The sequence below is a fragment of the Pseudomonas sp. NPDC077649 genome (assembly GCF_044542855.1).
Lineage (GTDB): Bacteria > Pseudomonadota > Gammaproteobacteria > Pseudomonadales > Pseudomonadaceae > Aquipseudomonas.
In genome coordinates this window covers 284,788-298,569 of the sequence record NZ_JBITVF010000005.1, presented here as the reverse complement: position 1 = coordinate 298,569, position 13,782 = coordinate 284,788, and the positions used below count along the sequence as shown (strand labels likewise).

Annotated in this window: 13 protein-coding genes; 5 read left to right on the top strand and 8 right to left on the bottom strand. The window is 66.2% G+C overall.

Going from position 1 to position 13,782, the window contains the following annotated elements; all coding sequences use genetic code 11:
- Positions 1 to 57: 57 nt before the first annotated feature.
- The 3 genes from dnaJ to grpE all read right to left on the bottom strand — a co-directional run bounded on the left by dnaJ (position 58) and on the right by grpE (position 3,905).
- Positions 58 to 1,185 carry a molecular chaperone DnaJ gene (dnaJ, locus tag ACIGFL_RS17235; protein ID WP_031303276.1) on the bottom strand — a complete coding sequence of 376 codons (1,128 nt, stop codon included), beginning with the start codon at positions 1,183 to 1,185 and terminating at the stop codon, positions 58 to 60.
- 134 nt (positions 1,186 to 1,319) lie between these two features.
- Positions 1,320 to 3,236, bottom strand: a complete 1,917-nt coding sequence (gene dnaK / locus ACIGFL_RS17230) for a molecular chaperone DnaK (RefSeq protein WP_021444617.1) — start codon at positions 3,234 to 3,236, stop codon at positions 1,320 to 1,322.
- Between the two features lie 99 nt (positions 3,237 to 3,335).
- A complete protein-coding gene (gene grpE, locus ACIGFL_RS17225) occupies positions 3,336 to 3,905 on the bottom strand; it encodes a nucleotide exchange factor GrpE (RefSeq protein WP_021444618.1) in 570 nt (189 codons plus the stop codon).
- A gap of 158 nt (positions 3,906 to 4,063) precedes the next feature.
- Between grpE and recN the strand changes: the two genes are divergently transcribed.
- Complete coding sequence (gene recN, locus ACIGFL_RS17220) at positions 4,064 to 5,740, top strand: DNA repair protein RecN (protein ID WP_021444619.1); 1,677 nt, start codon at positions 4,064 to 4,066, stop codon at positions 5,738 to 5,740.
- A gap of 125 nt (positions 5,741 to 5,865) precedes the next feature.
- On the opposite strand, the gene fur is transcribed toward recN, so the two are convergent.
- The gene (gene fur / locus ACIGFL_RS17215; protein ID WP_031303278.1) at positions 5,866 to 6,270 is read right to left on the bottom strand and encodes a ferric iron uptake transcriptional regulator; all 405 of its coding nucleotides are present in this window, start codon (positions 6,268 to 6,270) and stop codon (positions 5,866 to 5,868) included.
- A gap of 94 nt (positions 6,271 to 6,364) precedes the next feature.
- On the opposite strand from fur, the gene ACIGFL_RS17210 reads away from it, so the two are divergent.
- Positions 6,365 to 6,883 (top strand): outer membrane protein assembly factor BamE, encoded by a 519-nt coding sequence (locus tag ACIGFL_RS17210; protein WP_021444621.1) that lies wholly within the window; start codon positions 6,365 to 6,367, stop codon positions 6,881 to 6,883.
- A 59-nt stretch (positions 6,884 to 6,942) separates the two neighbouring features.
- Here the strand turns inward: ACIGFL_RS17210 and ACIGFL_RS17205 are convergent, their stop codons facing one another.
- From ACIGFL_RS17205 to ACIGFL_RS17195, 3 genes are read right to left on the bottom strand one after another with little or no spacing between them, the layout of a single operon-like run.
- Positions 6,943 to 7,263, bottom strand: coding sequence for an RnfH family protein (locus ACIGFL_RS17205; RefSeq protein WP_021444622.1), 321 nt, complete (start codon positions 7,261 to 7,263; stop codon positions 6,943 to 6,945).
- Complete coding sequence (locus ACIGFL_RS17200) at positions 7,256 to 7,690, bottom strand: type II toxin-antitoxin system RatA family toxin (protein WP_397497966.1); 435 nt, start codon at positions 7,688 to 7,690, stop codon at positions 7,256 to 7,258. Before ACIGFL_RS17200 ends, ACIGFL_RS17205 begins: the two co-directional genes overlap by 8 nt.
- On the bottom strand, positions 7,691 to 9,094 hold the full coding sequence (locus ACIGFL_RS17195; protein ID WP_397497965.1) for a sodium-dependent transporter: 1,404 nt from the start codon (positions 9,092 to 9,094) through the stop codon (positions 7,691 to 7,693).
- A gap of 126 nt (positions 9,095 to 9,220) precedes the next feature.
- On the opposite strand from ACIGFL_RS17195, the gene smpB reads away from it, so the two are divergent.
- Entirely contained in the window at positions 9,221 to 9,703 is a 483-nt protein-coding gene (gene smpB / locus ACIGFL_RS17190; RefSeq protein ID WP_021444625.1) for an SsrA-binding protein SmpB, read from the top strand.
- A 79-nt stretch (positions 9,704 to 9,782) separates the two neighbouring features.
- Here the strand turns inward: smpB and ACIGFL_RS17185 are convergent, their stop codons facing one another.
- Positions 9,783 to 10,556: an FCD domain-containing protein gene (locus ACIGFL_RS17185; protein ID WP_122109077.1), complete on the bottom strand. Its 774-nt coding sequence runs from the start codon at positions 10,554 to 10,556 to the stop codon at positions 9,783 to 9,785.
- A gap of 308 nt (positions 10,557 to 10,864) precedes the next feature.
- Here ACIGFL_RS17185 and ACIGFL_RS17180 point away from each other — a divergent pair, with 308 nt between their 5' ends.
- Both ACIGFL_RS17180 and lldD read left to right on the top strand, forming a co-directional pair.
- On the top strand, positions 10,865 to 12,559 hold the full coding sequence (locus ACIGFL_RS17180) for an L-lactate permease (RefSeq protein WP_021446393.1): 1,695 nt from the start codon (positions 10,865 to 10,867) through the stop codon (positions 12,557 to 12,559).
- Positions 12,560 to 12,641: 82 nt separating this feature from the next.
- Complete coding sequence (gene lldD, locus ACIGFL_RS17175) at positions 12,642 to 13,781, top strand: FMN-dependent L-lactate dehydrogenase LldD (RefSeq protein WP_021446394.1); 1,140 nt, start codon at positions 12,642 to 12,644, stop codon at positions 13,779 to 13,781.
- The last annotated feature ends 1 nt before the right edge of the window (position 13,782 follow it).

Here is a 13,782-nt window from a genome sequence, read left to right as displayed (position 1 = left end):
AGCTCCAAGCTGCAAACCTCAAGCTGCAAGCCATGCCTGCAGCCTGAGGCCAGGGTTTTATACGTCGCCGAAGAAGCGCTTGACGCCTTCGAACCAGCCACTGGCCTTGGGCGAGTGGGAGTCGTCGCCCTGCAGCGACTTGCGGAACTCGTCGAGCAGCTCGCGCTGGCGCTTGTTCAGGTTGACCGGGGTTTCCACCGCCACCCGGCACATCAGGTCGCCCGCCGCACCGCCGCGTACCGGCGCCACGCCCTTGCCGCGCAGACGGAACAGCTTGCCGGTCTGGGTACCTTCGGGGATCTTCAGCTTGACCCGGCCATCGAGGGTCGGCACTTCCAGCTCGCCGCCCAGCGCCGCGTCGGCGAAGCTGATCGGCACCTCGCAGTACAGGTGCTTGCCGTCGCGCTGGAAGATCGCGTGCTCGCGCACGTTGACCACCACGTAGAGATCGCCGGCCGGCCCACCATGGGAGCCCGCCTCGCCCTCGCCGGACAGGCGGATGCGGTCGCCGGTGTCGACGCCCGGCGGCACCTTGACCGACAGGGTCTTGCTCTCTTCCACCCGACCCTGGCCGTGGCAGCTGCCGCAGGGGTCGGTGATCATCTTGCCGCTACCGTGGCAGCGCGGGCAGGTCTGCTGCACCGAGAAGAAGCCCTGCTGCATGCGCACCTGGCCGATACCGCCGCAGGTGGTACAGGTCACCGGACTGGTGCCCTTCTTCGCACCCGAACCATCGCAGGTCTTGCAGCCGACCAGGGTCGGCACGCGGATGGTCACGGTGGTGCCGCGCACCGCCTCTTCCAGGTCCAGCTCCAGGGTGTAGCGCAGATCCGAGCCGCGCTGGGCGCCACCGCGCGAACCGCCGCGGGCGCCGCCGAAGAAGTCGCTGAACACGTCGCCGAAGATGTCGGAGAAGTTGGCGCCGCCGAAACCGGCGCCACCGCCGCCGCCCATCTGCGGGTCGACGCCGGCATGACCGTACTGGTCATAGGCCGAACGCTTGCCGGCGTCGGAGAGCACTTCGTAGGCCTCGTTGGCCTCCTTGAATTTCTCCTCGGCGCCCTTGTCGTCCGGGTTGCGGTCCGGGTGGTACTTCATCGCCAGGCGCCGGTAGGCCTTCTTCAGCTCGGCCTCGCTGGCGCCGCGCTCCACACCCAGGACTTCGTAATAGTCTCGTTTTGCCATAGTCGTGCTGCACTCTCAGATTCGTGAGCTCCAGATACGCCGACGCGGGAGAGGGCTCCCGCGCGGCGAATCCTGCCCGTCGCCAGGCGACGGTGGAGCGAAAGCAGGGGCGGTTCGCGTACGAACCGCAGCCCTTACTTGTTCTCCTTGACCTCTTCGAACTCGGCGTCGACCACGTCGTCGGCGGCGCCTTTGGCATCGCCGTCACCCGGCTGGGCGGCGCCGGCCTGAGGCTGCTCAGCGTACATCTTCTGCGCCAGCGGCGTGGTGGCCTCGGACAGGGCGTTCATCTTGGCCTCGATGGCGGCCTTGTCGTCGCCCTTGAGCGCGACTTCCAGATCGCCGATGGCTTTCTCGATGGCCGCCTTCTCGGAGGCGTCAGCCTTGTCACCGGCCTCGGTGAGCATCTTGCGGGTGGCGTGCACCAGCTGATCGCCCTGGTTGCGCGCGGTGGCCAGCTCCTCGAACTTGCGGTCTTCCTCGGCGTTGGCCTCGGCGTCGCGGATCATCTGCTCGATCTCGTCCTCGGACAGGCCGGAGTTGGCCTTGATCACGATGGACTGCTGCTTGCCGGTGGCCTTGTCCTTGGCGGACACGTGGAGGATGCCGTTGGCGTCGATATCGAAGGTCACTTCGATCTGCGGCACGCCACGCGGAGCCGGCGGAATCTCGGCCAGGTCGAACTTGCCCAGCGACTTGTTCTGCGCGGCCTGCTTGCGCTCGCCCTGCAGCACGTGAATGGTCACGGCGCTCTGGTTGTCGTCGGCGGTGGAGAACACCTGCGACTTCTTGGTCGGGATGGTGGTGTTCTTCTCGATCAGCGCGGTCATCACCCCGCCCATGGTCTCGATACCCAGGGTCAGCGGGCTGACGTCGAGCAGCAGCACGTCCTTGACGTCGCCGGCCAGTACCGCGCCCTGAATGGCGGCGCCCATGGCCACGGCTTCGTCCGGGTTGACGTCCTTGCGCGCTTCCTTGCCAAAGAATTCGGCGACGGTCTTCTGCACCAGCGGCATGCGGGTCTGACCGCCGACCAGGATCACGTCGTCGATCTTGGCCACGTCGATACCGGCGTCCTTCAGCGCGATGCGGCACGGCTCGATGGTGCGCTGCACCAGGTCCTCGACCAGCGACTCCAGCTTGGCGCGGGAGATCTTCACGTTGAGGTGCTTGGGCCCTGTGGCATCGGCGGTGATGTACGGCAGGTTGACGTCGGTCGACTGACTGGAGGAGAGCTCGATCTTGGCCTTCTCCGCGGCTTCCTTCAGGCGCTGCATGGCCAGCGGGTCACCCTTGAGGTTCATGCCGGTTTCTTTCTTGAACTCGTCGACCAGGTAGTCGATCAGGCGAATGTCGAAGTCCTCGCCACCGAGGAAGGTGTCGCCGTTGGTAGCCAGCACCTCGAACTGGTGCTCGCCGTCGACTTCGGCGATCTCGATCACCGACACGTCGAAGGTACCGCCGCCCAGGTCATAGACGATCACGGTGTGGTCGCCCTTGGCCTTGTCCATGCCATAGGCCAGCGCCGCTGCGGTCGGCTCGTTGATGATGCGCTTGACGTCGAGACCGGCAATGCGGCCGGCGTCCTTGGTGGCCTGGCGCTGGCTGTCGTTGAAGTAGGCCGGAACGGTGATGACAGCCTCGGTGACCGGCTCGCCCAGGTAGTCCTCGGCGGTCTTCTTCATCTTCTTCAGCACTTCGGCGCTGATCTGCGGCGGTGCCATCTTCTGGCCGTTGACCTCGACCCAGGCATCGTTGTTGTCGGCCTTGACGATCTTGTACGGCACCATCTGGATGTCTTTCTGCACCACTTCTTCGTCGAAGCGGCGGCCGATCAGACGCTTCACCGCGTACAGGGTGTTGTGCGGGTTGGTCACCGCCTGGCGCTTGGCCGACTGGCCGACGAGGATTTCGCCATCGTTGGCGTAAGCGATGATCGACGGCGTGGTGCGCGCGCCTTCGGCGTTCTCGATCACCTTGACGTTGCCGTTTTCCAGAATGGAGACGCAGGAGTTGGTGGTCCCCAGGTCGATACCGATGATTTTGCCCATGAGTGTTCTCCCGAAACTTTGATTTTTCCGTCGCCTGGTTTCGCCGGCGGCGGTAGCACTAAAACGCTTGACTTAGAAATGGGGACGGCGCGGCGGATTTCAAGCCTGCTCGTCGATGGACGGCGGCGGCGTCAGCGGCGCCTTGCTGACCACGACCATGGCCGGACGCAGCAGGCGACCGTTGAGCAGATAGCCCTTCTGGAACACCTTGAGCACCGAGTTGGGCTCGGCGTGGATGCTCTCCTCCATGGCCATGGCCTGGTGGTGTTCCGGGTTGAACGGCGCGCCGTGCGGATCGATGGCTTCCAGCTGGTAGCGCGCCAGGGTGTCGTGGAACAGCTTGAGGGTCAGCTGCATGCCTTCGCGCACCGCCTTGATTGCCTCGTCGTCCGGGCTGGACAGTTCCAGGCCGCGCTCCAGGCTGTCGACCACCGGCAGCAGGTCGTTGGCGAATTTTTCCAGGGCGAACTTGTGCGCCTTCTCCACGTCCTGCTCGGCGCGGCGGCGCACGTTCTGCAGGTCGGCAGCCATGCGCAGCGACTGATCCTGCGCAGCGGCCAGTTGCTCTTCCAGCGTTTGCACGCGAGCAGCCAGGTCGTCGCCCGCCGCCGCGGCCTCAGCCGCCTGCGCCTCGGGGTTCTGCGTATCCAGGGTCTGTTCGTCAGCCATGCCTCTCTCCTCTCGAATAAACCGGCGCGAACTCGACTCGCGCACCTGCCCGCCTATATGGAGCCAAATCCCCAGCTTTCAAGGGGCGACAGGGAGGATTGTCAGGAAAAGAAAAAACACTGTATAAATAACCAGACTTCAATTCGGGAGCGTTCGCCATGCTGGTGCACCTGTCCATTCACAACTACGCCATCGTCGACCACCTCGATCTCGAACTGGACCGCGGCATGAGCGCCATCAGCGGCGAGACCGGCGCCGGCAAGTCGATCATGCTCGACGCCCTCGGCCTGTGCCTGGGCGACCGCGCCGACAGCGGCGTGGTGCGCCCCGGCAGCGACAAGGCGGACATCCTCGCCAGCTTCGACCTGAGCGACATCGCCGAAGCCCGCGCCTGGCTCGCCGAACGCGACCTGGACCACGACGGCCCGTGCATCCTGCGCCGAGTGATCACCGCCGAGGGACGCTCACGCGGCTATATCAACGGCACGCCCTGCCCACTGGGCGACCTCAAGGCCCTGGGCGAGCTGCTGATCGATATCCACAGCCAGCACGAGCACCAGTCGCTGCTGAAGACCGACACCCATCGCCGCCTGCTCGACGAATACGCCGCCAGCCAGGAGCTGGCGCGCCAGGTACAACTGGCCGCGCAGCGCTGGAAGCAGACGCGCAACGAGCTGCAGCGCGTTTCCAGCCAGGGCGACGAGCAGCGCGCTCGCCATCAATTGCTCAGCTACCAGCTGGAAGAACTGGACAACCTGGCCCTGGGCGAGCACGAACTGGAACAGTTGGAACAGGAGCACAAGGCCCTGAGCAACGCCGAAGCCCTGCTCGGCGCCTGCCGTCAGGTGCTGGAGCTGTGCAGCGAGAGCGATGCCGGCAACGTGCTGTCGGCACTGACCGCCAGCCTCAATCGTCTCGGCGGCTTCGCCGGCCAGGGCGGCGCCCTCGGCGAAGCCAGCAACCTGCTGGCCAGCGCACAGATCCAGGTGGAAGAAGCGGTCGGCGAGCTGAACCGCTTCCTCGATCACTTCGACGCCGACCCCGAGCGCCAGCAATACCTGGAAGAACGCCTGGACAGCATCTACACCCTGGCGCGCAAGCACCGCATCCAGCCCGGCGAACTGGCCGCCCTGCAGCAGCAACTGTTCGAGGAGCTGGAAGGGCTGAACGCCGACGACCAGGCCGGCGAGCGCCTGGCCGAGGAGCTGGCCGCCTACGCCCGCCACTACCGGGAAAAGGCCGAAGAACTCAGCGCCCTGCGCGCCCAGGCCGCCGCGCGCCTGAGCGCCGCGGTGGAGCAGGAGATGCAGGCGCTGGGCATGCCCGGCGGGCGTTTCAGCATCCAGCTGCAACCGCTGGACAGCGACGAGCCGCAGGCCGGCGGCCTGGAGAGCGTGGAGTTCCTGGTCAGCGCCAACCCCGGCCAGCCGCTGCGTGCGCTGGCCAAGGTGGCCTCGGGCGGCGAACTGTCGCGCATCAGCCTGGCAATCCAGGTGATCACCGCGCAGACCTCGCGCGTGCCGACCCTAGTGTTCGACGAAGTGGACGTCGGTATCGGCGGCCCCACCGCAGAAGTGGTCGGCCAGCTGCTGCGTCGCCTCGGCGAACGCGGCCAGGTACTGTGCGTCACCCACCTGCCGCAGGTGGCCGCGCAGGGCCATCAGCACCTGTTCGTGCACAAGCGCCGCGACGAGGACGCCACCGCCACGGCGGTGAGCAAGCTGGACAACGACGGCCGTATCGAGGAAATCGCGCGCATGCTCGGCGGCGTCGATCTGACCAAGGAATCCCTGGCCCACGCGCGCAAGATGGTGAGCAAGGCCCAGGCCGCCTAAGCGGAGCCTGGCCCGGATGCGATCCGGCAATGCTCGGCATGCCCCGCCGGCCTTCATCCGGGCGACGGAAAACCGAAAAACGAAAAGGCGACCCGCGGGTCGCCTTTTTCATTGCAGCAGAAGCATCAGCTCTTCTTGCGCACGTACAGCACCAGATTGTGATCCACCAGTTCGAAACCGTGCTCCTTGACGATCTCCTTCTGGCGCTTCTCGATCTCCGCATCGAAGAACTCGATCACCTCGCCGGAATCCACGCAGACCATATGGTCGTGGTGGCCGCTGTCGGCCAGCTCGAACACAGCGTGACCGCCGTCGAAGTTGTGGCGCACCACCAGGCCGGCCGCTTCGAACTGGGTCAGCACGCGGTACACGGTGGCCAGGCCGACGTCTTCGCCGGCTTCCATCAGCGCCTTGTAGACGTCTTCCGCACTCATGTGACGGTGCTCGGCGTTGTCGAGCATCTGCAGGATTTTCACCCGTGGCAGAGTCACTTTCAGTCCAGCTTTGCGCAGTTCGCTATTTTCAACCATGGTCTGCTTTCTCATGGATGCTGCTTCGCAGCACCCTTCAATACGGGTATGATCCGGGGTTCAAGTTGCCCAAGATAGTGGAAGTCACCCTCCGATGCAAAAAACCAAGCTCTTGCTGACCAGCCTGTCGCTGACCGGGCTCTTCGCACTCGCCGGTTGTTCATTCCCCGGGGTTTACAAGATCGACATCCAACAGGGCAATGTCGTGACACAGGACATGATAGACCAGCTGCGCCCGGGAATGACCCGACGCCAAGTGCGGTTTATCATGGGCAATCCGCTAATCACCGACACCTTCCACGCCGACCGCTGGGACTACCTCTACAGCATCCAGCCGGGTGGCACTCAGCGCCTGCAGGAGCGCGTCAGCCTGGTGTTCGACGGCAACGATCAACTGGTCGGTCTGGCCGGCGACTTCATGCCCGGCGTCAGCCGCGACCAGGCGATTCTCGGCGAGGACAGCGGCGTGACCACCCCGCAAGCCCAGCCGCAGCAGCAGGACGACACCCCGCCCGCACCGGGCTCGCTGCTGGAGCAGATCCAGCGCGAAGTGGACCAGGTGGAGACCGTACCGGTACCGGTACCGGAGCCACTGGATACCGATCCGCAGTAACACCCAGACATGAAAAAGCCCGGAGCGATCCGGGCTTTTTTATGTCTGGCGGGCGCCTCTCAGACCTGCTCTCCGCCTTCTTCTTTCGCCTTGGCCTTGGCCGCACGCTGTTTGCGCACTTCCTTGGGGTCGGCGATCAGCGGCCGGTAGATTTCCACCCGTTCGCCCTCCTCCAGCACCCGCTCCTCGGGCTTGGCCACCGCCTTGCCGAAGATGCCCAGCGGCGCCTGCTGCAGGTCCAGGCCGGGAAAATGCTGCTGCATACCCGAGAGCAGCGCCGCCTCGCGCACCGTGGTGCCGGCCGGTACCGACAGGCGCAACAGCTTCTGCTTGTCGGCCAGGGCGTAGACCACTTCGATGGCGATGTTGCGCTTATCCATACAGCTGCTTGGCCCTTTGGCAGAAGGCGTCGACCAGGGTGTTGGTCGCCTGGTTGAACAGAGGCCCCAGGGTAGCCCGCACCAGCGGGCCGGCATAGTCGAAGGAGAGGTCCAGGCTGATCTTGCAGGCCTTGTCGCCGAGCGCCTTGAACTCCCACACGCCGTGCAGGCGGGTGAACGGGCCCTCCTGCAGGTTCATCTCGATGCGCTGCCCGGGCTGCAGCGTGTTGCGGGTGACGAAGCGCTGGCTGAGGCTGCCCTTGGCCACCTCCAGGCTGGCCAGCATATGGAGCTCGCTGACCTCCAGCACCTGGCTGGCGCGGCACCAGGGCAGGAACTCGGGATAGCTGGCCACGTCGTTGACCAGGTCGAACAGTGCCTGCGCCGGATAGGGCAGCAGCGCCGAGCGTTGGATGCGCGTGGTCATTTATTTGCTCAGCTCCGCGACAAAGACGATCAGCACGCCGATCGGCGCCACCACGCGAATCAGCCAGAGGGCCAGATTGAACAGCAGCGGGCTGCTGATCGCCAACTCTTCACGCACCGCATCACGGCTCAGCACCCAGCCGGCGAACAGGGCGAAGGACAGCCCGCCCAGCGGCAGCAGGATGCGGCTGGTGAGGTAGTCGATGCTGTCGAAGAAGGTCTTGCCGCCCTCGGCGCCCCACCGCAGCAGGTGGAAACCGTCATCGGCGAAGACGAAGAACTTGGCCTCGGCCCAGAGGTTGAACGACAGCACGGTGCCCATGCCCACCAGCCAGCACAGCAGCGCCAGCACGGCGGTCACCTGCGCGCGGCTGCGCGCGGTCTTCTCGACGAAATAGGCCACCGCCGGCTCGAGCATGGAGATCGACGAACTCCAGGCCGCCACCGCCACCAGCACGAAGAAGATCAGCCCCATGACCTGGCCGAAGGCGATATTGCCGAAGGCAATGGGCAGGGTGACGAACATCAGGCCCGGACCGCCGCCCGGCTCCAGGCCGGCGGCGAAGACGATGGGAAACAGCGCCAGCCCGGCGGTCAGCGCCACCAGGGTATCGAGCAGGCCGACGGTGAGCACCGTGGCACCGATCGAGGCCCGCTTCGGCATGTAGGCGCCGTAGACCATGATCGAACCGACGCCGACGCTGAGGGTGAAGAAGGCATGGCCCATGGCGGCGAGGATGCCGTCCTGCACCTTGCTCGGATCGAAATGGAAGAGGAAGTCGAAGCCCTGCCAGAAGTGTCCAGTGGTGAAGCTGTAACCCAGCAGCACCAGCAGCAGGACGAACAGCAGCGGCATCATGATGCGCAGGCTGCGCTCCAGGCCGGCGACCACGCCCTTGGCGATGACCACGGCGGTGAGCAGCATGAACAGGCTGTGCCACAGGGTCAGGCGCCAGGGATCGCCGGTCAGGCCACCGAAGGCGGCGCCGGCGCCGTCGGCAGTGACCCCGGTAAAATCGCCGCGGCCCATGCCCAGGATGTAGTCCAGCGACCAGCCGGCCACCACGCTGTAGAACGACAGGATCAGCAACGCGGCGACCATGCCCACCAGCGCCGCCAGTGACCAGTGCTTCGAGGCGCCGGCCTCGACGGCCAGGCTCTTCATGGCGTTGACCGGGCTCTGCCGGCCACGGCGGCCGATCAGGGTCTCGGCCAGCATGATCGGCACGCCGACCAGGGCGATGCAGAACAGGTACATGACGACGAAGGCCCCGCCGCCGTAGACCCCGGTCATGTAGGGAAACTTCCAGATATTGCCGAGGCCGACCGCCGAGCCGGTGGCCGCCAGGATGAACACCCAGCGACTGGCCCAGGCACCGTGAATCGAGACTTTGTCGTTCGCCATATGCGGCCAAACCCATGCTGCGGGAAAAAAGATCGCGCATTGTCGGAGATTCGCCGCACGGGCTCAAGTTCGGCGCCGGCTCCGCCCATAGCGCAGGCGTTGGTGACTCCCTATAATGCGCGCCCTATGGCTAAGCAAAAGAAACATCCCCAAGGCACTATCGCGCTGAACAAGAAGGCGCTGCACGACTACTTCATCGAACACAAGTTCGAGGCCGGCCTGGTGCTGTCCGGTTGGGAAGTGAAGAGTCTGCGCGCCGGCAAGGCGCAGCTGGTGGACAGCTACGTGCTGCTCAAGGACGACGAGGCCTGGCTGATGGGGGCGCACATCACCCCGCTGCAGACCGCCAGCACCCACGTCATCGCCGACCCGACCCGTACCCGCAAGCTGCTGCTGAACAAGCGCGAGCTGGACAAGCTGTTCGGCTCGGTGCAGCAGAAGGGCTACACCTGCGTGGCGCTGTCGCTGTACTGGAAGCAGCACCTGGTCAAATGCGAGATCGCCCTGGCCAAGGGCAAGAAGGACTTCGACAAGCGCCATGTCGAGAAGGAACGCGACGCCGACCGCGAAGTGCAGCGCGCCATGCGCAGCAAGGGCAAGGACGACTGAGCACTCGGTAGGGTGTCGCGGCGCCGCCCAGGCCGCGCGCCCCTGAACACCCGCAGCGCCAGGGCGGTGCGCTGGCGCCCTAGGGCCTGACCGCGCCGCGCCGCTGCGCCCGCTCCACCCGGCGTGCCTCCAGCCGCACTTCCGCCAGCACTTCCTGCACGTAGTCGATATGCCGATCCGACAGCGCCCGGGCGTCCTCGGCGCGGCCCTCGACTATCGCCTCGTACAGCGCGCGGTGCTGGCTGATCAGCATGTCGCGGGTCTCCTCGCGCTGGGCGTACATGCCGCCGATATTGGTCACCACGTTGCGTTTGAGCAGGTCGAACAGACCGCGGATGGTGTGCAGCAGCACGGCGTTGTGGCTGGCCTCGGCGATGGCCAGGTGGAAGCGCGCATCGGCGGCGCCCTCCTCGGCACGGGTGACCTTGCCGACCCGCGTATAGCAGTCCTGCAGCGCCTGGAACGCCTCGGTCAGGCGCTGGCGGTCGATATCGGTGGCGCGCTTGGCGGCGTAGTAGGCGCAGGAGCCTTCCAGGGTGTGGCGGAACTCCAGCAGGTCGCGCTGGGCGTCCTCCTTGTTTTCCAGCAGCTGCATCAGCGGGTCGCTGAAGGTGGAGCCGAGCGATTCGGCGACGTAGTTGCCGCCGCCCTGGCGGCTGACCAGCAGGCCCTTGGCCACCAGCTTCTGGATCGCCTCGCGCAGCGACGGGCGCGACACGCCGAACTGTTCGGCCAGGGTGCGCTCGGCAGGCAGGCGCTCGCCGGCACGCAGGGTGCCTTCGAGAATCATGGTTTCCAGTTGCGCGACGATATCGTCCGATAAACGGCGCTGCCGCACCTGCCCTACTTCCATCCCGAACTTCTCCATTGGTTTGACCAGGCCACCAGCAGGCCTGGCCCTGAGGCGCAAGCCTATCGCCCAGGCCGAACGCGGACAAGACGAGCCTCTACGACCAAAGTCTTAGCCCGACGATTTGACAGGTCATTGATCGACTTTTAACCTGAGCCGGCAACTTTGTAAATTGGTCTTACCAATTAATCCATGCCGATAACAAGAACGAGTCGTCGAGGTCACGCCATGAACCCCCATAGCGCCGCACGTCTGCCCGCCACCGCTTCGTCCCCACTGCGCCGCGTGCGCCTCGCCGCGGAGTGAGCCCCATGTCCAACGGAATTCTCGCCCTGCTGGCGTTCTCCCCCATCCTGCTGGCCGCCGTGCTGCTGATCGGCCTGCGCTGGCCGGCCAAGCACGCCATGCCGCTGGTCTACCTGATCACTGCCGCGGTCGGCCTGTTCGCCTGGGACATGAGCTTCAACCGCGTGCTGGCCTCGACCCTGCAGGGCCTGCTGATCACCCTCGGCCTGCTGTGGATCATCTTCGGCGCCATCCTGCTGCTCAACACCCTCAAGCATTCTGGCGGCATCACCGCGATCCGCGCCGGTTTCGCCACCATCAGCCCCGACCGGCGCATCCAGGCGATCATCATCGCCTGGCTGTTCGGCTGCTTCATCGAGGGCGCCTCCGGCTTCGGCACCCCGGCCGCCATCGCCGCGCCGCTGCTGGTGGCCATCGGCTTCCCGGCCATGGCCGCGGTGCTGATGGGTATGCTGGTGCAGAGTACGCCGGTGTCCTTCGGCGCGGTCGGCACGCCGATCATCGTCGGCGTCAACACCGGCCTGGACACCGCCAGCATCGGCGCGCAGCTGCTCGAGCAGGGCTCGAGCTGGGCGCAGTTCCTGCAGCTGATCACCAGCCAGGTGGCGATCATCCATGCCACCGTCGGCGTGGTCATGCCGCTGGTGATGGCGATGATGTTGACCCGCTTCTTCGGTCAGGAGAAAAGCTGGAAGGCCGGCCTGGAAGTGCTGCCGTTCGCCATCTTCGCCGGCCTCGCCTTCGTCCTGCCCTACGCCGCCACCGGCGTGTTCCTCGGCCCGGAATTCCCCTCGCTGCTCGGCGGCCTGATCGGCCTGGCCATCGTTACCAGCGCCGCCCGTTTCGGCTTCCTGGTACCTAAGACCACCTGGGATTTCGCCCCGGCCGACAAGTGGCCGAGCGAATGGCTGGGCAGCGTCGAGATGAAGCTGGACGAGCTCACCGCCAAGCCGATGAGCGCCCTGCGCGCCTGGCTGCCCTACGTGCTGGTCGGCGTGCTGCTGGTGATCAGCCGGGTGTTCCCCGAGGTCGGCAACGCGCTCAAGGCGGTGGTGGTGAACTTCCCCGACCTGCTCGGCGAGGCCGGCATCGGCGCCAACTTCCAGCCGCTGTACCTGCCGGGCGGCATCCTGGTCGCCGTGGTGCTGGCCACCTTCTTCCTGCACGGCATGAAGCTGCGCGAACTCACCGCCGCGGTGAAGGAGTCGTCCAGCGTGTTGCTCAGCGCCGGCTTCGTGCTGCTGTTCACCGTGCCGATGGTGCGCATCCTGATCAACTCCGGGGTCAATGGCGCCGAGCTGGCCAGCATGCCGATCCTTATGGCGCGCTGGGTGGCCGACAGCGTCGGCGGCATCTACCCGCTGCTGGCGCCGAGCATCGGTGCCCTGGGCGCCTTCATCGCCGGTTCCAACACGGTGAGCAACATGATGTTCAGCCAGTTCCAGTTCGGCGTAGCCAGCAGCCTGGGCATCTCCGGCGCGCTGATCGTCGCCGTGCAGGCCATCGGCGCCGCCGCCGGCAACATGGTGGCGATCCACAACGTGGTGGCGGCCTCGGCCACGGTCGGCCTGCTCGGCCGCGAGGGCAGCACCCTGCGCAAGACCATCTGGCCGACCCTGTACTACGTGTTCTTTACTGGAGTCATCGCGATGGTGGCGATCTATGCCCTGGGCGTCAGCGACCCGCTGATCGCCCACTGACCGCCGCCGCCCCGCGCGCCCCGACCCGTCGGGGCGCGCGTATTACGGCCCCACGCCCCCCTTTTCAGCACAGGATGAGTTCATGATCATTTCTGCCTCCACCGACTACCGCGCCGCCGCGCAGCGCAAGCTGCCGCCCTTCCTGTTCCACTACCTCGACGGCGGCGCCTACGCCGAGCACACCCTGCGGCGCAACGTCGCCGACCTGGCCGACATCGCCCTGCGCCAGCGGGTGCTCAAGGACATGTCGGCGCTGGATCTGTCCACCGAGCTGTTCGGCGAGCAGCTGGCAATGCCGGTGGCGCTGGCCCCGGTCGGCCTGACCGGCATGTACGCGCGGCGCGGCGAGGTGCAGGCGGCCAAGGCGGCGGCGGCCAAGGGCATCCCCTTCACGATGTCCACCGTGTCGGTGTGCCCGATCGAGGAGGTGGCGCCGGCCATCGACCGGCCCATGTGGTTCCAGCTCTACGTGCTGAAGGACCGCGGCTTCATGAAGAACGTGCTGGAGCGGGCCAAGGCCGCCGGCGTCAGCACCCTGGTGTTCACCGTCGACATGCCGGTGCCCGGGGCGCGCTACCGCGACGCCCACTCCGGCATGAGCGGCCCCAACGCGCCGCTGCGGCGCATGCTGCAGGCCATGACCCACCCGAGCTGGGCGCTCGACGTCGGCCTGCTGGGCAAGCCGCACGACCTGGGCAATATCTCCGCCTACCGCGGCAACCCCACCGGCCTGGCCGACTACATCGGCTGGCTGGGTGCCAACTTCGACCCGTCGATTTCCTGGAAGGATCTGCAGTGGATCCGCGACTTCTGGGAAGGGCCGATGGTGATCAAGGGCATCCTCGACGCCGACGACGCCCGCGACGCAGTCAAGTTCGGCGCCGACGGCATAGTGGTGTCCAACCACGGCGGTCGCCAGCTCGACGGTGTGCTGTCCAGCGCCCGCGCCCTGCCGGCCATCGCCGATGCGGTCAAGGGCGAGCTGAAGATCCTCGCCGACTCCGGCATCCGCACCGGTCTGGACGTGGTGCGCATGCTCGCCCTCGGCGCCGACAGCGTGCTGCTCGGCCGCGCCTTCGTCTACGCCCTGGCCACCGCCGGCGGCGCCGGGGTGAGCAACCTGCTGGAGCTGATCGAGAAGGAAATGCGCGTGGCCATGGTGCTCACCGGCGCCAAGTCGATCGCCGAGATCAACCGCGACTCGCTGGTCAGGGAGCGCTAGG